Source organism: Yersinia artesiana, from assembly GCF_902726545.1.
Taxonomy (GTDB): Bacteria; Pseudomonadota; Gammaproteobacteria; order Enterobacterales; family Enterobacteriaceae; genus Yersinia; species Yersinia artesiana.
In genome coordinates this window covers 41,250-61,389 of sequence record NZ_CACVAD010000008.1, presented here as the reverse complement: position 1 = coordinate 61,389, position 20,140 = coordinate 41,250, and the positions used below count along the sequence as shown (strand labels likewise).

Genomic DNA, 20,140 nt, shown 5'->3' with positions numbered 1-20,140 from the left:
GCCAGTCAGTGAAAAACTGACTGGCTGAGGTTAATGACAAAGTGTCCGCATCGGTGAAAACAGGCAGATCGTAAAGACGCCATAAAATCATCCCTGATGGCTCGAACCGCGCCATCCGTGGCGCGGACGCTTTACTCTTCTACCTGTCTTCACCTTGCAAGATCGAGTCGTTGAGGTTTGTCAGCAGTCTGAAGCCAGCCAGTGAAAAACTACAAATATTCACCATTGGTTTCGATCACTTCCTGATACCAATAAAAACTCTTTTTACGGTAACGATCCAAGGTGCCATTACCCTCATTATCTTGGTCTACATAAATGAAACCATAGCGTTTATTCATTTCTGACGTTGATGCGCTAATCAGATCGATAGGTGCCCAAGAGGTATAGCCCATCAATTCAACCCCATCTTTGACGGCCTCTTTCATTTCCTTTAAATGGGAACGGAAGAATTCGATTCGATAGTCATCATTGATTTGGTTGTCCTGATCAATTTTATCAACGGCCCCCATCCCATTTTCCACCACAAATAATGGGATTTGATAGCGGTCGTACATATCATTTAGTGCAATACGCAAACCAACCGGATCAATTTGCCAGTCCCAGTCAGTGGTCTTCAAATACGGGTTTTTAACGCCGCCCGCAATATTCCCACCCACTTTATCCATCTTGTCGGCATTAACACTGGTCACCAACGACATGTAATAACTGAATGACAGAAAATCTACCGTATGTTGCTGCAGAATCTCTTCATCGCCGGGTTGCATGACGATGTTAATACCTTTTTCCGCAAAACGACGCGTCATATGACGTGGATAACGGCCCCGGATTTGGACATCCGAGAAGAAATAGTTAAGTTGATTTTCCTGATAAGCCAGCAATACATCTTCCGGGGCACAACTTTCCGGATAGGTCAGCAAACGAGTCAACATACAGCCTATTTTGGCATCCGGTGAAATTCGCTTACAGTGTTTAACGGCTAATGCACTGGCAACAAACTGATGGTGCAACGCTTGATAAATAATCGATTCGACTTCATCCGCTGGGAAGCGCTCAGTCACAATACCGCCGGAAGTAAATGGATGGCGAATTAAACTGTCGATCTCATTAAAGGTCAGCCAATACTTTACTTTATGTTGGTAGCGCTCTAAAACAGTAATCGAAAACTTCTCAAATAAATCGACCGTTTTTCTGCTACTCCAACCGCCGTAATTATTAACTAAATAGATTGGCATTTCATAATGGGAAAGTGTGACTAAAGGTTCAATACCGTTCTTATGCATTTCATCGAACAACTCATCATAAAAACGCAAACCCTCTTCATTTGGTTGTTCTTCAATGCCATTAGGGTAAATACGTGTCCAGGCAATAGATACGCGCAGGACTTTAAAATTCATTTCGGCAAATAGCGCCATATCTTGTTTATAACGATGATAGAAGTCTATACCCCGCCGCTTTGGATAATCACTTGCATCCTTAGCAGCAATAGCATCTGCAATTTGTTGATTGCTAATTTTATAATGCTTCTCATACTCTTCACGTTTGAGATCTTTTTTATGAATTGCCATGTCGGCGGTAGATAAACCTTTGCCCCCTACATTCCAACCACCTTCAACCTGATTAGCGGCGACAGCGCCCCCCCACAGAAATCCCTTAGGAAAACCTTTAATCAATAAATCTGTCATCTTATATCTCCAATATATATTTAGGCTGAGGCAGGAAGCACAGTCATTAATGTATTGCTACGGTCAATACTATCTCGCTCAGTGACCAGAATATCTTTGTAGTCGTCGGTATTAGCAATAATAACTGGTGTTGTTATATCAAACCCTTTAGCCACAAGCGCATTAAGGTCGAATGTTAAAAGCAGTTGCCCTTGGGTGACAATATCACCTTCATTAATATTATTTTTAAAAAATTCGCCATTTAATTTTACCGTATCAATACCTACATGAATGAGAATTTCCACCCCCTCATCGGAGATAATCCCTATAGCATGGTGAGTATGGAATAATTTTGACACAACACCATTCACTGGCGAATAGACAAAACCTTCAGTGGGATAAATGGCAATTCCCTTCCCTATTATTTCGCTGGCGAAAACGCCATCTTTAACATCAACTAACGGTACTATTTTTCCATTAATGGGTGCATTCAATAACACTTCAGTTAATGCCGTTGCTGAGTTATTTCGAACCATTTGACTATTTGAGGTGCTATCTGGGCGCGACACCACACTGTTTTCATCTATTTTCTCATCAAAACCTAATATATAAGTCAGCACTGTTGATAAGACAAATGCCATCGATATACCAATAACATAGTAAGCAAAAGTATTGGTCATAAATGCGGGCAGCGTAGTCAACGCCGGGAAAACATATGCCATCACGGTGGTGCCCATGGCACCAACAAATCCCCCAGCAATAGTTCCTGCAATAAGAGAAGCAATTAATGGACGCTTATATTTGATGGAAATACCGTAAACAATCGGTTCAGTCACCCCGGCAAATAACGCGGGAACCATAGTGGACAAGGCGAAGGATTTTAATTTCTTATCCTTGGTTTTAAGGAATACACCAAATGCAGCGCCAGCCGAAGCAAACGTTGCGGTGGCCGCAGCGGGCTTAATGGTATCAAAGCCATGTAATGCCAGGTTATTCAGCATCACCGGAACTAATCCCCAATGTAAGCCAAACATCACTAACAATGTCCAGCCACCACCAATAATTGCACCCGTCAGCATACCGCTTACATTATTCATATAAGCAATACCGGCACCAATGCCATCCCCCAGATACACGCCAATCGGCCCAACAGCAATAACGATTACTGGCACCATGATGAGCAGCCCAAGCATAGGAACAGCTATCATTTCAATACTTTGATGGATAAAACGTTTTAAAAAGCGTTCAAGATAAGAGTAAGCCCAAATAGCGAGAATAGCCGGGATTAGGGTTGATGAATATTTCATCAACACCACGGGGATCCCCATAAACTCGACAATATCCCCCTGATTTTTCATCAATCCGGTAAAGGTGGGTTCCAGTAATGCCCCAACTATTGCCACTGACACAAAGGGGTGAGCATTGAAAGATTTAGCACATGAGAACGCTAATAAGAGTGGAAGAAAATAAAATACACTGTTACTCGCCGCAGCCAGAATTTTATAAGTGCTACCGGTTGGGTCAATAAAATGATAAGTCGATAAAATAACCAGCAATGCTTTCAACATACCAGCACCAGCCAGCGCCGGTACAATAGGGACTAAAATAGACGACATTTTATTAAAAATACGGCCAACTATATTACCTTTCTTATCAGATGATGACTCATCATCTATTGATGATGCACTTCCTTTAATACCAAAATCGTCAACGATCACATTGTAGACTTTAGTCACATCATTACCGATAACAACTTGATATTGGCCATTACTTTCAACAGCTAAAATGACACCTTCCAGTTTATCTAAAACTGATTTATTGAATTTTTTAGAATCTTTGAGAGAAAATCTTAAACGTGTAATGCAGTGAGTAAGCGAAACAATGTTTCCTTTCCCACCTACATGTTCAATTATCTCCCCTGCCAGCATATTATATGCACCCATGGGATAACCTCAATTAAATTGATAATCTATTGAATCCATTTATTCTCTGGATAATTCTTGTAATTTATTAATATTCTATTTAAGTCGGTACTCTGACATGTTCAATGTGAATAGCGAGAAACATCATTTCGTCACCGGTCAATTCCCGTCCATAATCATGTTTAATAAATTTATTGACTTTCTTAGCACACTCATAAGAAGTCGAATATTTTTCCGCAACAACATCATGCAAAGAGTTGTCATTGGTCAAGACATAAGTATTACTGAGTAAACGATGAGAAAAGAATTTTAAATGCGTCACAAAACGTTGGAAATTAATTGATTCTTCTTCATATTCGATATTGAAGTGATATTTAACGATATTCAATAAGTCCTGAATAACTTTTGATACATTCTCTATATCCGGCATGGTGCCGTCTTTCTGTGAGTTCAACAGATGAAGAGCAATAAATCCCGCCTCATCCTCAGCAAGATCAACATTGAGTTTTTGTTTAATATTTTCCAATGCAGCAACGCCAATAATAAACTCATTCCGGTAGAGACGTTTGATATCCCAAAGCAGCATATTTCTAACATGGATCCCTTGCTTCGCTCGTTCAATAGCAAAACTAATATGATCCAACAATGAAGCGTAAACACTCTTATGAATCTTTCTATCTAATTTGGTCGTGGCTTGTTTAACAATATCCAGCACAATGTCAAACAACTCCTCAGGGAGATCCTGAAAAGCATCATGGGTCTTATCAAAGCTATTTTCTTCATCAAGACGGAATATTTTTTGAATGCCAGCTTCATCAACCAGGTCATTTGACTTTTTATTGAAGCCAACGCCTTTGCCAATAACAACACATTCTTTCCCACTGAAATCGTGAGCAACAACCACATTGTTATTTAGAACTCTTTGTATTCTCATATTCCACCCAAAAAAAAAGGCAAAACTTAAAAGAGTTCATTCTCTTTTAGGTTTTGCCTGTTCTTACACAGTAACAATCCGTTGAAACCACTACACCATAAAGGATGGATTGTGGCAAGTTGCGATAATGATTCTTCCTTTTTTTGTGAACTATTTCACAAGCTATAGACAAACGCCTTTCACAAACCTCATATATCATGCCCTGCTTACCAGAGATTAAAACACTAATATATATGCTTGTTGAATGATAAACTTATGCCATCGCAGCACTGCCGTCATGCCCCTAACTGGATATGAGTCACGAACAAATGCAAGAGAAACAAGTGGTTAACCAAAAAGCACAATACGATTTGAACAAATTACAGAAACGTCTGCGCCGTAATGTCGGGCAGGCGATTGCTGATTTTAATATGATTGAAGAAGGTGATCGCGTCATGGTCTGCCTGTCAGGGGGCAAAGACAGCTACACGATGTTGGATATTTTGCAGAACCTGCAAAAAAGTGCGCCAATTAACTTCACTCTTATCGCGGTTAATCTGGATCAGAAACAACCCGGTTTCCCTGAAGATATCCTGCCTGCCTATCTGGATAAGCAAGGTGTTGAATACAAGATTGTAGAAGAGAACACTTACGGGATTGTGAAAGAGATCATTCCGGAAGGGAAAACCACCTGCTCACTCTGTTCGCGCCTGCGCCGTGGGATTTTATACCGCACCGCGACTGAACTGGGAGCGACCAAAATCGCGCTTGGTCACCATCGCGATGATATTCTGCAAACGCTATTCCTCAATATGTTCTATGGCGGCAAGCTGAAAGGCATGCCACCCAAACTGATGAGCGACGATGGCAAACATGTGGTTATTCGCCCACTGGCCTACTGTCGCGAAAAAGACATTGAGCGTTTTGCTGTTGCCAGAGAGTACCCGATTATTCCGTGTAACTTATGTGGCTCGCAGCCTAACCTGCAACGTCAGGTGATCAAAGATATGCTTCGTGATTGGGATAAACAGTATCCAGGGCGGATCGAAACCATGTTCAGCGCCATGCAAAATGTGGTGCCATCACATTTAAATGATCACAAGTTATTTGATTTCAAAAGTATCACTCACAATAGTGAAATTGTTGATGGCGGTGATTTGGCGTTTGATCGTGAAGAGTTGCCGTTACAACCGGTTGGCTGGCAGCCAGAAGATGATGAGGACGGCGATAAGCAGCCGCTGGTTCGCCTCGACGTACTGGAAATCAAATAAGCGAGTATCAGGTGTTGCTTCTCACCATTCAGGTGTAGAGGCAATATCCCCTTTTTTACTACCCTACCCACTGTTTTCCCAAAAACAAAAAAAATGCCGATGTTGAGACAACATCGGCATCGTAACAATTATGTGCTATGCAGTAATTCAAAAATAAAAGTATTACAAATATGGAGCGCAACGCCCATCGCTTGACGTTGCATTCACCTGCAAAGTGATAATGCCTGAGTCATCACGGTCAAATCTTGATATCGCTCAATTTTGCAGTGATTAACGTGCTACCTGGCACACTCTTTTACTCGCTTGCGAATAGCTAATTAGAGCCATTTACTGCGCTTTAACCACCATGCAACACCGAGCACCAACACCACCAACATCATGCAAAATGTCGCAAAACCAAAAGAATCGGTATTACCGGGAATGCCACCGAGGTTGACACCAAACAGCCCAGTCAAAAAGGTGGTAGGTAAAAACACCATCGCCAACAATGACATGGTATAAGTACGCCGGTTCATTGCATCAGCCATTAATGAGCTAATTTCATCAGACAACACCGCTGTACGCGCGATACTGGAGTCTAAATCCTCTAACCCCCGCCCCAAACGCTCTGAGATTTCCTGCATACGACGTCGGTCATCATCATTCATCCACGGCAAGCGCTCACTGGCTAGCCGAGAGAAAACATCACGCTGAGGTGCCATATACCGCCGCAGTACAATCAACTGCTTACGTAACAAGGCCATCTGCCCACGCTGTGGGATTTTTTGCTCTAATAAATCATCTTCGAGATCGATAATTTTATCGTGTAAGTCTTCGATAAACTCACTGGTGTGATCGGTCAGACCATCGACAATCTCCACCAGCCAGTTGCCACTGTTGGTTGGGCCAGTGCCACTTTGTAAATCATTGAGCACATCATCAATCGAGTAAACTTTGCGATGCCGGGTTGAAACAATCAACTTATCCGTCATATAAACCCGGATAGTGACTAACTGGTCAGGGCGGGCATCATTATTGAAGTTAATTCCTCGGAGAGTGATCATTGTGCCGTCACCCAAGCGGGTCACTTTCGGCCGGACACTTTCACCCGCCAGGCCATCGCGAACAACTTCAGGCAGTAGCGGCGTATTTTGCAGCCAGGCGGCGCTGTCCGGGTGAGTGTAATCCAGATGCAGCCAGCAAGGCTGTTCTGTTGTAGCAACGGCATCGGGGCTGATTGATGTCACGCCCCCTTTACCATCGAGTTGATAAGAATAAACGGCATCAGAAACTTGAAGTGCTTTTCCTTCGACTACATCCACGACAACATCCTCAAATTCAGCATTTATCATGCAATTAGCTCAGTGTAGCGCCCCCCCACTGATCTTTAAAGGTGATGTATGCGGATAGCTTGCTCTCACTATAAAATAATCGAAATACATTTTATATTGATGCCTCGTCAATGCGGCTATCTGATTCATTAACTATATGTTTCTGGCCAACAGAATTTATATCAAACAGTTCTATTTGAGATTAAGGATACATAATAATAAAAGCAGAAGAAGCCCTCAAACTTTGAGGTGCAATTTTGCTAATTATCACGTTATATATTCAAGGGATATTGATTATGGAAACCAGCATTATTACATTAATGAAAGCATTCATTGGTGGCGCAGGAGCAGGGTTTGCATTGACTGGAGGGTTATCATTTTTAGTCCCCACATTAACCATTACCACATCCCTTGCATTTACATTTGCAGCTATTGGCAGTGTATTAATTACCGGTATCTATCTGAGCAAGCATTGGGGGAGCTGAATTGGAGCCACTCTCTTCCCTCTGGTACTCACCGCAGACCACTGATGAGTTAACGAGGTTCTACTGTATCATCTGTATTTCTTACATGTTGGTGCATATCGCGTGGGACTGCATTTCAAAAAAGACACCAAAATACAAAGAAAAATATAAACCAACTCAAGATTAAACGTTGCCCAAATTAATTAACCCACAAGTGTAAATTCCCCTGCGGGTTAATTATCTAATGACCACTAATGTTTGATGAGGTAAATCATGTGGCTGTATGCCACGTCTTCCGGGTTAGTAATCGGGTAACCTTTTACCCACGGTTTAATTAAGCGCCCGTTAGTAAATTGGTATATAGGTGCTATTGGTACTTGCTCTGCAATAATTTGTTCTGCTTTATTATAATCATCACTTAGCGCTTTAGGATTAGTTTGCTTACCGGCTTCACTCAGCAAACGGTCATAATCCGCATTGGTAAACTTAGCAATATTACCACTGTGGGTCGAGGTCAGTAATGACAGGAATGTAGAAGGTTCATTGTAATCCCCAACCCATGAAGCGCGAACCACATCGAAATTGCCGGTATTACGGCTATCAATATAGGTCTTCCACTCTTGGTTAATCATTTGAACATCCACACCCAATGTTTTCTTCCACATTGAAGCAATGGCGATGGCTAACTTTTGATTATTATCCGATGTGTTATACAGCAGCGACAATTTCAGTGGTTTATCAGGGCCATAACCCGCCGCATGCAGCAGCGCTTTAGCTTGTGCATTCAGTTCGTCCTGATCTTGTTGTTGTAATAAATTGGTCACCGGATGATAGCCAGCCGTGACATCAGGGGTAAAGTGGTAGGCAGGTTTTTCCCCGGTACCCAAAACTTTTTCAGCGATAATTTTACGATCTATTGCATAAGATAATGCTTTGCGTACCCGAACATCATTTGTTGGCGCGCGCTGGGTATTAAAGGCGTAATAATAAGTGCCTAACTGGTCAGGGGTATAAACTTGATCAGGAATATCTTTTAATAGCTTCTGATACAAATTTTTAGGGAAGGATTCCGTAATATCAATATCGCCAGCCTGATAGCGTTTAGTGGCATTGGCTTCCTGATTGATAGGAATAAAAGTCACTTTGGTGAGAACAGTATGAGCATGGTCCCAATAATAGTCGTTAGGCACCAAGACTAGTTTCTCATTCACGACTCTATCTTGTAATTTGAATGCGCCATTTCCCACCAGATTACCGACTTTCGTCCAGTCACTCCCGTATTTCTCAACCACGGTTGATGGCACCGGGAATAGGCTGAAATTAGCGGTCAGGCTGGGGAAATAAGGCACCGGCTTGCTGAGTTTAACTTTGAGGGTGTAATCATTAACAGCACTGACCCCAAGAGTCTCTGGTGGCATTTTCCCGGCAATAATCTGTTGTGCATTCTCCATACCAGCCAGTTCCGCAAACCAGGCGAAAGGAGATAAACTTTTAGGGTCAACCAGGCGACGCCAACTATACACAAAATCCTGCGCGGTCACGGGGTCACCATTCGACCATTTAGCATCTTTGCGTAAGGTAAAAATATAGGTTTGGTTATCAGACGTTTTCCAATTTGTCGCAACGCCTGGAATTATCTGTCCATGCGCATTCTGATTAACCAGCCCTTCGAATAAATCACGGGCAACCTGAGCTTCGATTAACCCAACCGCTTTCATTGGGTCAAGGGACGCGGGCTCATCTTTAATATGACGAACCAATTCTTGTTTTTCAGCCAATACAGTGCCAGCAGGGACATCAGCAGCATTTGCCGCGCCCAGCGCTGCCCCCACCAATGCGGCGCACAATGCAAAACGGAAATAGCGCATAATGATTAACCTTTTCGTTGTCGTTCCATTTCAGCGAAAGTCACTAACTCTTATCAACATAAACTAGCAGATCAATTGGTTCAAAGTAATAATGCTAAATGATATGTTGAGTGTAATATGCATATAATTCGGAATAACAGAATATCATGACTCAATATCGCCCCCGCTCCACACGGGGAAATCTGGTCACCTTAGGGCAACACTACGGTACCTCTCTGCTGGGAGCACCACTGACCTATTTCCCGGCCGCCAATCCATCAGCACAAACCGGGCTGATTATCGCGGGAACTCATGGTGATGAGAGTGCAGCAATTGTGGCCCTCTCCTGCGCGTTACGTAGCATTTCCCCTAAACAACAGCGCCACCATGTGATATTGGCAGTCAATCCCGATGGCTGCCAATTAGGGCTACGGGCGAATGCCAATGGTGTTGATCTTAATCGTAATTTTCCGGCTAAAAACTGGCAGGCTGGCGAAACAGTTTATCGCTGGAACAGCGCGGCGGATGCAAGAGATGTGGTGTTAGCGACCGGAGAGTGTGCAGGCTCAGAACCCGAAACTCAAGCATTGTGTGCATTGATTAAACAGCTGCTCCCGCGTTGGGTAGTCTCTTTTCACGAGCCATTGGCCTGCATTGAAGACCCCGATAGTTCAACGCTCGGGGAACAGTTGGCAGCAAACTTTAAACTACCACTGGTGACGAATGTGGGTTACGCCACTCCGGGGTCATTCGGCAGTTGGTGCGCCGACATCCAATTACCTTGTATTACCGCGGAGTTACCCCCCATTTCTGCCGATGCAGCCAGTGAATGTTATCTGGCTGCCCTGATAGACTTACTCACAAGACCGGATTAAGCCGATAAATCAATAGCGCCAGTCGAAAAATGTAACCCGTCCTCGACATCCTGTTGTAACCACGTCGGGCCATCCAGATCGACAAAGCGAGCGCCTGGAGCCAGTGGCAATGCAGCACGTATTGCGCGCGAGGTACACAACATACAGCCGAGCATAATGGCAAATCCGAGCGATTTTGCCTGTTCGGCCAACAACAGTGCCTCTGTTAATCCACCGCTTTTATCCAGTTTAATATTAACCATGTCATAACGGCCAACCAACCCCGCCAGGTCAGCGCGTGTATGGCAGCTCTCATCAGCACAAATAGGCAGCGGGTGGATAAAGTTCTGCAATGAATCATCATTCCCGGCGGGTAATGGCTGCTCCAACATAGCCACGCCTAAATCTGCCAATAACTGGCAACGCGCGGCCAAGCCCTCAGGCTGCCAGGATTCATTGGCGTCCACAATCAATGTCGCTTCTGGTACTGCGCTGCGAATTGCCACCAACCGCTCAGCAATCAGATGGTCATCCAGTTTTATTTTCAATAAGTTAGCGCCCAGATATGCCAATGCACTGGCACTGTACGCCATCGCTTCCGGTGTCCCGATACTCACCGTCTGGGCCATAGAGATACAGGGGACAGGTGCCGTCTGGGTCAACTGCCATAAACTCTGCTGTTTCTGCAAACTCTCCAACTGCCATAACGCACAATCGACCGCATTCCTCGCCGCCCCAGCAGGCAATAACTGTTGTAAGCCCTCGCGTGAAACGCCTTGCTCAACAGCGCTAACCACCAGGGCCAACTGTGCCATCACAGAAGATTCACTTTCTCCGTAATGTGGATATGGAGTACATTCACCAAAAGCATGAATGCCGTCTTCCTCAATCTCGACAACCACAACTTTTGCTTCGGTACGACTTCCGCGGGAGATAACAAATGCGGAATGTAGGGGCCAGGACTCTGGATAGCAACGCAGGGTTCGCATTATGGTTCCTCAGAAGAATTCAGGGGCTGACTGTCGGTATTAGAACCTGATGTCACTAAAATCTAAATTATTTAGCAAATTTCTCATATCCAAGTGGCTATTGTTACCTTAAACTGAACTTCGTGTTACACATCTGTAAAAGGGATCAAATAATGACACAGACAGTACATTTCCAAGGCAATCCAGTGACCGTTGCAGGTCAACTACCGCAACCCGGCGATAAAGCTAAAGATTTTACTTTGGTTGCGAAAGATTTATCTGATGTTGCACTGAGCAGCTTCGTGGGTAAACGTAAAGTCCTGAATATCTTCCCAAGCATTGATACCGGTGTTTGTGCCGCATCTGTACGCAAATTCAATCAATTGGCTGGCGAACTTGAGAACACCGTGGTGCTTTGTATCTCCTCTGACCTGCCATTTGCCCAATCACGTTTTTGCGGTGCTGAAGGTCTGAGCAACGTCGTTACACTGTCAACCTTGCGTGGCGCAGATTTCAAACAAGCTTACGGTGTGGCCATTACTGAAGGCCCATTGGCAGGTTTGACCGCTCGTGCTGTAGTGGTTCTGGATGGTCAGGACAATGTTATCTACAGTGAGTTGGTTAACGAAATCACCACCGAACCAGACTATGATGCCGCACTGGCAGCACTGAAGTAACTCGTACTACTTTGGTTTCACAAACGGCTGGCCCTCTCGGGTACAGCCGTTTTTTATGGTTTTCTCTTTTACGCCTTACTCTTCTTCGCTTTCATCACTGGCAGAGCGTTTACTACTTAAACCATATTCACGTAGTTTATTAGCGATCGCGGTATGGGATACACCAAGGCGCTTAGCGAGTTTACGTGTGCTGGGATAATTGCGGTAAAGTCGAGTCAACACAGAGCGTTCGAAACGTTTGCTAATATCGTCGAGCGAGCCATCAAGCACTTCATCCCCCAGAACCGCTTCAACTTCAAACTCCGGTAAGACGATATCTTGTGGCCGTAACTCCGCCCCTTCCAATTGAGTCAGGGCGCGATAAATTGCATTTTTCAGTTGGCGAACATTACCCGGCCAACCATAATTGGTCAGGAAGCTACTCAGTTCAGGCGCCAATTTCGGCCGAGGTACGCCCTGTTCGTCAGAGAAACGCGCAACAAACAGCGCTGTCAATGGCATGATATCGGCTTGACGCTCACGCAACGGCGGCAAAGTGATGGTCAATACATTAAGGCGATAATAGAGATCCTCACGGAATTCGCCTCGCTGTACTAATTCCACCAAATTCTTTTGGGTGGCACAAATAACCCGCACATCGACATGCACTTCATGCTCTTCTCCGACACGGCGGAAAGTTCCGTCATTAAGGAAACGTAACAGTTTGATCTGCATGCGAGGCGACATTTCGCCGATTTCATCTAACAGTACTGAGCCGCCATTAGCCTGTTCAAAGAAGCCTTTTTTACCCTCAACAGCGTTGGGGTATGCTCCTGCAGCATAGCCAAATAGCTCACTTTCCACGACATCATCAGGTAAAGAAGCGCAATTAAGCCCGAGGAAGGGCATTTTCCCGCGCGGGCTGCGCAGATGACAAGCACGTGCCAAGAGGTCTTTGCCGGTGCCGGTATCACCAACCAACAGTAACGGTGCATCCAACATGGCTAATTTACGCGCTTGATCAAGCACTTGGCGCATTTTAACGCTGGTGGCAACAATCTGTTTAAATTCGGTATCATCATTTACCGATAAGATTTGCAGTTGTTTCCCCATGCGAGCGGTCGATTTTAACATCACCACAGCGCCTACCGTCTGGCTCTGCTGATTTTCATCTTCAAGCTGAATCGGGGTGATCTCCATCAGGTAATCCTGATTATTGATCAATACACGTTCGGTATGAGGAGCGGTTTCTCCCCCATCGAACCAACGAGCAAAGTTATATCCGCCCAACAAACTACCCGCAGTTTTGTGACGAACCTTCTCCTCATTAAGGGAGAACAGCTCACGGGCAGCCGGGTTAGCTAACTCAAGGTTGCCTTTTAAATCGATAGAAAATACCGGCTCTGGCATGGATTCAAGCAGCGCCCGCAGCGAACGGTGCTCTCGCTCAGATGGCATAAAGGAGACAGTGCGAACATCAGTCACTCCATCAATGCGTCGAATATCCATCATCAACGCACTAAATACACTGAAATCCAACTGTGAAAAATTCAGATAAATACGGCCAATCGGATCAATTTCGATCCCACGTAAATCAATGCCGCGTAAAACCAAGAGATCAAGTAACTCTCTGGTGAGACCAATTCGGTCTTCGCAAAAAACTTCCAAGCGCATCAGTATCGACCTTATGTAGGGCAGGTGCGGAATATCTGGCTATGATAATACCCTTTCCCCCCTGACTGATGAAGCAGTCTGTCAGCAAAAGTTGACAGGAATCGGCTTTTTGCTGTTTTTTCTATCCAACTGAACTCACAAAGATAAGATCATCACCCCCTATCAGCGCCATATATAGCGAGTTATTAGTTTTTATGATAATAATTTAGAATTATATAATGACGCATGCCGTCAACATCCTCGTCAAGAACCGGTGACACTTTGCTTTATATCGGCCAACTGGCTATAGTATGCATAGCCAATTGACCGAGGAGGTTACATGAGAGCATATCACCCCACTCCCGCGACCAGAACAGGGGCGCTATGGCGAGAGATTGGTTTGCCCGCCAGCCGCGGTACTGTATTGGTCGATAGTATCAAAATGGGTTTTTCTGTTGATGTCATTGACAGCATCCATCTATGGGCATCTATCCCAAAAGCTGAGATTTTGCGCGCGACCGGTATCCCCAGCCGCAGCCTGACACGCAGACGCACACATGATGGCCGTTTCACTCCCGAAGAGAGTGAGCGAATCGCACGATTCGTTCGGGTGATGGACGCCGCAGTTGAACTATTTGGCGGCGATAAAGGCAAAGCTATTACTTGGATGTCGACCCCGATTAAAGGCCTGGGCCACCGCAGTCCGGATTCCTTACTGGAAACCGAAACCGGCGCATTGGAAGTCTGTGATTTGATTGGGCGCCTGGAGCACGGCGTATTTTCATAATTGAGCGCTATCAGGATCAGTAGCTTATGAAGATAAATCCGGCAGGCCGATACTTATGATGCTCTACCGCATTGTGATGCGCCGCTATCTTGCTTCAACCTGGACCGGCTATGGTGCCGAAATCTATGGTGGCCGCTGGAATCATAAGGGGTACGCCGCCATCTACTTGGCCAGCAGTGTGTCGCTGGCGATGCTGGAGACGTTGGTACATATTCAGGACAGCTCAACACTCAGTGAGTTCGAGTTATTCCAAATTGAAATCGAAGATAGCAACATTATGCTGCTTCAGCCGCAAGATTGGCCCACTGACTGGCGCAGCGACCCCGCGCCGGCGTCAACAATGGATATTGGTACCGAATGGCTGGAGTCAGAATCATCACTTGGATTACTGGTTCCATCCACTCTGGTACCATCAGAAAACAATCTGCTGCTCAACCCACGGCACAAAGACTTTCAAACCTGTCTAAGCAGTGTCCAACCGCTATCTTTTGCCTTTGACCCACGGCTGAAATAACGTTACTGCTGCGCCAGTTTATCTTTTTTTGGCAAGGTATTTTTCAATTGACCAATCAATTGCCGACGGAAATCGCCCAACTTAGGTTTATCATCTCCCAACCACGGCAATGGGCGACACAACTCCATTGCTTTAATACCCAGTCGGGCCGTCAGCAAGCCAGCCCCGATACCTTGCGCGGCGCGGGCGGATAACCGTGCGGCTAAATCCTGCGATAACCAGTCCATACCCACTTCGCGCACTAATTCAGATGCCCCGGCAAAAGCAATATTGAGCAGTACCAAACGGAACAAACGGATGCGGCTGAAATACCCCAATTCAATACCATACAAAGCAGCAATACGATTGATCAGACGAATATTTCGCCAGGCGATAAACGCCATATCCACCAGCGCCAGCGGGCTAACGGCAATCATTAATGCTGACTCGGCGGCATAGCGGCTGATTTCGGCCCGCGCCAGATTATCCAGTGATGGTTGAACCAGTTTGGCATACAGTTCAACCACTTCACGGTCATTATGGGTTTCATGTAGCGAGGCTTGCCAACGCTGGAGTGCCGGATGCCCTTGATCCAGTCCGGCCTGACGTGCCAGCTTTTCACAAAACGCCCGCCCTTGGCCAATACCGTGACTCACCAGCAGTTCGCGCGCAATATCGCGCTCTTCAGCCCGTTGGCGCAGGCGGTACAAGCGCCGCCACTCCGTCACCACAGAACCCACTCCCGCCAGCACGATCAGCCCCCCGGCAGTGGTAGCCCCCAGTGCAATCCAATCCTGCTGTTGCCATGCCTGATTAACCCATTGCACTGATTGAGCAATCACACTGACACCAAATAAAGCTATCCCCGCCGTCACCATTTTACGCCACAGGCTGCGTTTCGGTTTCAATGCCGCGTTAACCAGCCCTTCTACCCGCCCTTCTTCATTCTCTGCATCCAGTTCCGGGGCCGCAGGATAGAAATTCTCAGCCGCATGTTCGTCAAAAGCTTGTGCCGCTTTTAATACCGGTTCGTCTAAGGGTTGCAAAGGCTGTTCAAAATCGATCCGGGGCTTTAAAGGCTCGCTCATCGCAATTTATCTCCCAATAAAAATTCCATGACGGCATCAAGACGAATATGGGGCAATGGGCTGTCAACATGTACCGCTTGCGGGCGGAACTCATCAAAATGAAACCCTTGCTGTTGCCAAAATGCGGGGCCGGGTAAACGCGCCGGAACATCGCCGGGGAAGACCGTTAGTGGCGCGCCATCGGTTAGCCGATTGCCACGTAATGCAGGAATTTTCTGCCCTTGATGATCAACGATGCCGCTTTGTGTCGCCTGTACCGACGCCAGCCCAACACAATCCATACTGATCCCTTCAAATGCGGCATTTTGCCAGGCTTCCTGCACCAATTGTTGCAGCAAGGAGACCAAATTAGCGTGTTGATCGGCTGTCACATGGTCGGCTTTGGTTGCCGCAAACATCAGCTTATCGATACACGGAGAAAATAAGCGACGGAATAACGTGCGCTTCCCGTAATGGAAACTTTGCATCAATTGCGTCAACGCCAGCCGCATATCGTTAAACGCCTGCGGCCCGCTATTCAGGGGTTGCAGGCAATCCACCAGTACGATTTGTCGGTCAAAACGCACAAAATGTTCTTTGTAAAAACCTTTCACGACCGCGTTGCAGTAATAGTTAAAACGAGTGCGCAGCATGCCCAAATTGGAGTGTTTATCGGCCTGAGCCAGCCGCGATTCGCCAAGATCAGTGACATCCGGCCACGGGAAGAACTGCAATGCAGGCGCCCCCGCCATATCACCCGGCAACACAAAACGCCCCGGTTGAATGAAATGCAGACCTTCATTTTTGCAACGAATCAGATAATCAGTATAAGCCTGAGCAATCGCCGCCAATTGATTTTCATCGGCTGGGGCCAGCGGATCGCACCGCTGACACAGCGTCAACCAAGGTTTGGCCCACTCAGCGCGGTCGCCTTGTAACAAGCCCGCCATCTGGCGCGACCAGCTCAAATAATCTTGTTCCAGCATGGGTAAATCCAACAACCATTCACCCGGATAATCAACAATTTCCAGATACAGCGTTGATGTCTCTTTAAAATGGCGCAACAGAGAGTCGCTGGAGCGAAAACGCAAAGCCAAACGAATTTCGCTCACACCACGGGTCGGGGTTGGCCAATTAGGTGGCGTACCATATAAAGAGGCCAGACCTTCATCGTAAGTAAAGCGTTGAATGCCCAAATCACGCTGCGGCACCCGCTTTACCCCCAGTAAACGCTCTTCGCGCACAGCAGAAAACAGCGGCAAACGCGCGCCGCTGTGGACATGAAGTAATTGATTCACCAGAGAAGTGATAAATGCGGTTTTCCCGCTGCGGCTCAAGCCGGTTACTGCCAATCGCAGATGCCTATCCATCCCGCGATTGACCAATGATGTAATCTCATTTTGCAGTCGTTTCATGCTTCTCCTTGGCAAATTGACCCGCAGCCGCCCCCATGGCACGTTTTAGCATCGGTTCCAGCATCATCAGCAACAACCAGCGCAGGGGTTTGCGGCTGACATTTCTGACGATAAAACCTGCTGCACCTGCCGGGCCATAGGCTAATGCGACACTAAAAATAATTTTTATTAGTGTGGTTAATACTACACCTGCACGGGTTCGGACGGGGGTATTATTCATATTTATGCCCTCCGGCAGGCTTGACCATTAATTGAATGAGTCATATCACAACTGACGAAAACGGCTCTGCACTCCGAAGGTTTCGGAAGTGACATAGCGCTCAACCTGGCGCAGACGTTGCTCTCCTGCCACCAATTCATACTCTAACTGATCAAGAAGCTGACGCGGTGTCGCCTCGTGATGTTCACTAAAACTGGATGCGGGTGCAGGTTCCAGCATGAAAGTCAGCACGATATAAGCCGCAATAGTGAAAACAAACAGACCAAAGAACAGCGATAACACCACCATCACTCGAATCAGCCGCACCGGAATATCAAAATAGTGCGCTAGCCCGGCACAAACGCCTTTAATCATGCCTTCTTCTGGTACGCGATAGAGTTTCTTCTTACTTAACATATTATTTTTAAATATATCGCCCATTATGACTGCCTCCAGTTCGGATGCTCAGCATCAAGAATTTCTTCCAATGCCTGAATGCGCTCACGCATCCGGCGTGCATCATCAGTTAACTGCGACAGACGTTGCATATCCTGATGGCTAAGTTGAGCACCACTTTGCTGGCGATTGCTGTAATGCAGCCATAACCAAATCGGTGCCACAAACAACACAAAAATGGTCAACGGTATGGCAAGAAATAGGATACTCATTGGTTCCCCACAAATTTATGCTCGCGGATATCCGCATTTTAATCATGACAGGCCGCGTGTATAACGACGGCCCGACGAGGTATTTTTCTGAAATTTAGCAAAAACTTATTGTGCTGAATTCATTTTTGCTTTCAGTGCGGCCAGTTGATTGCTAATTTCATCATCAGCTTTCAGTTCGGCAAACTGGCTTTCCAATGACTTTTGTTTGCCAATACCCACAGTTTCAGCCTCAGCTTCCATATGATCAATGCGGCGCTCAAACTGTTCAAAACGCGCCATTGCTTCATCTAATTTGCCGCTGTCTAACTGACGGCGAACATCGCGAGATGATGCGGCCGCTTGATGACGCAGTGTCAGCGCCTGCTGCCGGGCACGAGTTTCAGTTAACTTACTCTCCAGCTCAGTGATTTCATGCTTCATGCGGGTGAGCGTTTCATCAACTGTTGCGACTTCGCGAGTCAGCGTATCAATCAGTGCCACCACTTTTTGCTTTTCAATCAAGGCGGCACGCGCCAAATCTTCTTTATCTTTGCGCAAAGCCAGTTCGGCTTTATCCTGCCATTCTTGCTGCTGGCTTTCACAGTGGTCAATGCGGCGTAGCAGTTGTTTTTTCTCAGCCAGTGCGCGGGCCGATGTTGAGCGGATCTCAACCAGTGTATCTTCCATTTCCTGAATCATCAGCCGCACCAGCTTCTGTGGATCTTCAGCTTTATCCAGTAATGTATTGATGTTGGCGTTCACGATATCGGCAAAACGAGAAAAAATACCCATAATTTACATCCTCTTTAAACTGATTGGCGTTTGGTGGCGCCGATTCACATAATTTCAATAGTGATATATCAAGAGTCGTGCCAACTTTCTGACAAATTTAATGCATTGAAAATAAACATAAAATATTTTTTGATTGTTGTAAGATAAAATGTAGAGTGATTACTTTAACCAACTATTGGCGAATTTCATCATGAGTGAGCAATTAGAAAATCTGTTAGGCCAAGCCAACGCTTTTGTTGAGGTGCTGGAGCAAGTTTCAGGATTGGCAAAACTGAATAAGCCGGTGTTGGTCATTGGTGAACGGGGTACCGGCAAGGAGCTGATAGCCCATCGCCTGCATTATTTGTCCAACCGCTGGCAAGGGCCGTTTATTTCACTCAATTGCGCTGCTCTTAATGAAAACTTACTCGATTCAGAGCTGTTCGGCCATGAAGCGGGGGCCTTTACTGGCGCGCAGAAGCGTCATCTTGGGCGTTTTGAACGCGCAGATGGCGGCACTCTGTTTTTAGATGAACTGGCAACTGCTCCTATGCTGGTACAGGAAAAACTATTACGGGTGATTGAATATGGTCATCTGGAGCGTGTTGGCGGGAGTCAACCCTTGCAAGTGGATGTTCGTTTGGTGTGCGCGACCAATGATAACCTGCCCGCGCTGGCGGCCGCTGGAAAATTCCGGGCTGATTTACTCGACCGTCTGGCATTTGATGTGGTGCAATTGCCACCGTTACGTGCGCGCCAGCAAGATATTATGTTGCTGGCAGAGCATTTTGCGATTCAGATGTGCCGGGAATTAGGTCTGCCACTGTTCCCCGGCTTTACCCCGCAAGCTGAACAGCAATTACTGGAATATCGTTGGCCGGGAAATGTGCGGGAACTGAAAAATGTCGTCGAGCGCTCAGTATATCGCCACGGTGATAGCAGCGAGGCGCTGGATAACATTATTATCGACCCTTTTGCACGCCAACAGAACCAAGAAAACGAGAGTATTGAGCGCAACGACTCTGATAACCAAACCAGCGAGCTGCCCGCCTTACCGCTCAATCTTAAAGATTGGCTGCATAATAGTGAAAAACAGATGCTCCAACAGGCGTTGGAGCAAGCGCGATTTAATCAGCGCAAGGCCGCCAGCTTATTGGGGCTGACTTATCATCAGTTACGCGGCATGTTGAAAAAACATCAAATATTGGCAGTTGAACAATAAATAAATCAGCCTGTGGCGAT

At 46.1% G+C, this 20,140-nt stretch carries 20 protein-coding genes; 7 read left to right on the top strand and 13 right to left on the bottom strand.

Annotated elements, in window-relative coordinates:
- Positions 1 to 209: 209 nt before the first annotated feature.
- The 3 genes from HU019_RS04170 to licT all read right to left on the bottom strand — a co-directional run bounded on the left by HU019_RS04170 (position 210) and on the right by licT (position 4,517).
- Positions 210 to 1,682: a glycoside hydrolase family 1 protein gene (locus HU019_RS04170; protein WP_174847693.1), complete on the bottom strand. Its 1,473-nt coding sequence runs from the start codon at positions 1,680 to 1,682 to the stop codon at positions 210 to 212.
- A 20-nt stretch (positions 1,683 to 1,702) separates the two neighbouring features.
- On the bottom strand, positions 1,703 to 3,604 hold the full coding sequence (locus HU019_RS04165; RefSeq protein ID WP_174847694.1) for a beta-glucoside-specific PTS transporter subunit IIABC: 1,902 nt from the start codon (positions 3,602 to 3,604) through the stop codon (positions 1,703 to 1,705).
- Between the two features lie 79 nt (positions 3,605 to 3,683).
- Complete coding sequence (gene licT / locus HU019_RS04160; RefSeq protein ID WP_174847695.1) at positions 3,684 to 4,517, bottom strand: BglG family transcription antiterminator LicT; 834 nt, start codon at positions 4,515 to 4,517, stop codon at positions 3,684 to 3,686.
- A 308-nt stretch (positions 4,518 to 4,825) separates the two neighbouring features.
- Here licT and ttcA point away from each other — a divergent pair, with 308 nt between their 5' ends.
- Positions 4,826 to 5,767 (top strand): tRNA 2-thiocytidine(32) synthetase TtcA, encoded by a 942-nt coding sequence (ttcA, locus tag HU019_RS04155; protein ID WP_174847747.1) that lies wholly within the window; start codon positions 4,826 to 4,828, stop codon positions 5,765 to 5,767.
- 317 nt (positions 5,768 to 6,084) lie between these two features.
- Here ttcA and zntB read toward each other — a convergent pair whose 3' ends face one another.
- Complete coding sequence (gene zntB / locus HU019_RS04150; RefSeq protein WP_174847696.1) at positions 6,085 to 7,068, bottom strand: zinc transporter ZntB; 984 nt, start codon at positions 7,066 to 7,068, stop codon at positions 6,085 to 6,087.
- A 305-nt stretch (positions 7,069 to 7,373) separates the two neighbouring features.
- Here zntB and HU019_RS04145 point away from each other — a divergent pair, with 305 nt between their 5' ends.
- Positions 7,374 to 7,562, top strand: coding sequence for a hypothetical protein (locus HU019_RS04145; RefSeq protein ID WP_174847697.1), 189 nt, complete (start codon positions 7,374 to 7,376; stop codon positions 7,560 to 7,562).
- A 230-nt stretch (positions 7,563 to 7,792) separates the two neighbouring features.
- Here the strand turns inward: HU019_RS04145 and HU019_RS04140 are convergent, their stop codons facing one another.
- Positions 7,793 to 9,409 carry a peptide ABC transporter substrate-binding protein gene (locus tag HU019_RS04140; RefSeq protein ID WP_174847698.1) on the bottom strand — a complete coding sequence of 539 codons (1,617 nt, stop codon included), beginning with the start codon at positions 9,407 to 9,409 and terminating at the stop codon, positions 7,793 to 7,795.
- A gap of 146 nt (positions 9,410 to 9,555) precedes the next feature.
- On the opposite strand from HU019_RS04140, the gene mpaA reads away from it, so the two are divergent.
- The gene (mpaA, locus tag HU019_RS04135; protein WP_174847699.1) at positions 9,556 to 10,263 is read left to right on the top strand and encodes a murein tripeptide amidase MpaA; all 708 of its coding nucleotides are present in this window, start codon (positions 9,556 to 9,558) and stop codon (positions 10,261 to 10,263) included.
- Here mpaA and ycjG read toward each other — a convergent pair.
- Entirely contained in the window at positions 10,260 to 11,231 is a 972-nt protein-coding gene (gene ycjG / locus HU019_RS04130; protein ID WP_174847700.1) for an L-Ala-D/L-Glu epimerase, read from the bottom strand. The genes mpaA and ycjG overlap by 4 nt on opposite strands.
- A 152-nt stretch (positions 11,232 to 11,383) precedes the next feature.
- Here ycjG and tpx point away from each other — a divergent pair, with 152 nt between their 5' ends.
- Positions 11,384 to 11,887, top strand: a complete 504-nt coding sequence (tpx, locus tag HU019_RS04125) for a thiol peroxidase (RefSeq protein ID WP_174847701.1) — start codon at positions 11,384 to 11,386, stop codon at positions 11,885 to 11,887.
- Positions 11,888 to 11,962: 75 nt separating this feature from the next.
- Here the strand turns inward: tpx and tyrR are convergent, their stop codons facing one another.
- Positions 11,963 to 13,540 carry a transcriptional regulator TyrR gene (tyrR, locus tag HU019_RS04120; RefSeq protein WP_050078560.1) on the bottom strand — a complete coding sequence of 526 codons (1,578 nt, stop codon included), beginning with the start codon at positions 13,538 to 13,540 and terminating at the stop codon, positions 11,963 to 11,965.
- 319 nt (positions 13,541 to 13,859) lie between these two features.
- Here tyrR and xre point away from each other — a divergent pair, with 319 nt between their 5' ends.
- Both xre and HU019_RS04110 read left to right on the top strand, forming a co-directional pair.
- Positions 13,860 to 14,306: a type II toxin-antitoxin system antitoxin Xre gene (gene xre / locus HU019_RS04115; protein WP_174847702.1), complete on the top strand. Its 447-nt coding sequence runs from the start codon at positions 13,860 to 13,862 to the stop codon at positions 14,304 to 14,306.
- Between the two features lie 55 nt (positions 14,307 to 14,361).
- Complete coding sequence (locus HU019_RS04110) at positions 14,362 to 14,820, top strand: RES family NAD+ phosphorylase (RefSeq protein WP_174847703.1); 459 nt, start codon at positions 14,362 to 14,364, stop codon at positions 14,818 to 14,820.
- Positions 14,821 to 14,822: 2 nt separating this feature from the next.
- On the opposite strand, the gene HU019_RS04105 is transcribed toward HU019_RS04110, so the two are convergent.
- The 6 genes from HU019_RS04105 to pspA form a co-directional block, all read right to left on the bottom strand.
- Positions 14,823 to 15,887: a YcjF family protein gene (locus tag HU019_RS04105; protein WP_174847704.1), complete on the bottom strand. Its 1,065-nt coding sequence runs from the start codon at positions 15,885 to 15,887 to the stop codon at positions 14,823 to 14,825.
- A complete protein-coding gene (locus HU019_RS04100) occupies positions 15,884 to 17,281 on the bottom strand; it encodes a YcjX family GTP-binding protein (RefSeq protein ID WP_174847705.1) in 1,398 nt (465 codons plus the stop codon). The genes HU019_RS04105 and HU019_RS04100 overlap by 4 nt, the downstream gene beginning before the upstream one ends.
- Positions 17,262 to 17,501 (bottom strand): phage shock protein PspD, encoded by a 240-nt coding sequence (gene pspD / locus HU019_RS04095; protein WP_174847706.1) that lies wholly within the window; start codon positions 17,499 to 17,501, stop codon positions 17,262 to 17,264. Before pspD ends, HU019_RS04100 begins: the two co-directional genes overlap by 20 nt.
- Positions 17,502 to 17,546: 45 nt before the next feature.
- A complete protein-coding gene (pspC, locus tag HU019_RS04090) occupies positions 17,547 to 17,921 on the bottom strand; it encodes an envelope stress response membrane protein PspC (RefSeq protein ID WP_174847707.1) in 375 nt (124 codons plus the stop codon).
- A complete protein-coding gene (pspB, locus tag HU019_RS04085) occupies positions 17,921 to 18,148 on the bottom strand; it encodes an envelope stress response membrane protein PspB (RefSeq protein WP_005161022.1) in 228 nt (75 codons plus the stop codon). Before pspB ends, pspC begins: the two co-directional genes overlap by 1 nt.
- Positions 18,149 to 18,253: 105 nt before the next feature.
- A complete protein-coding gene (gene pspA / locus HU019_RS04080; RefSeq protein ID WP_174847708.1) occupies positions 18,254 to 18,919 on the bottom strand; it encodes a phage shock protein PspA in 666 nt (221 codons plus the stop codon).
- Positions 18,920 to 19,109: 190 nt separating this feature from the next.
- Between pspA and pspF the strand changes: the two genes are divergently transcribed.
- Positions 19,110 to 20,120 carry a phage shock protein operon transcriptional activator gene (gene pspF / locus HU019_RS04075; protein WP_174847709.1) on the top strand — a complete coding sequence of 337 codons (1,011 nt, stop codon included), beginning with the start codon at positions 19,110 to 19,112 and terminating at the stop codon, positions 20,118 to 20,120.
- Positions 20,121 to 20,140: the final 20 nt, after the last annotated feature.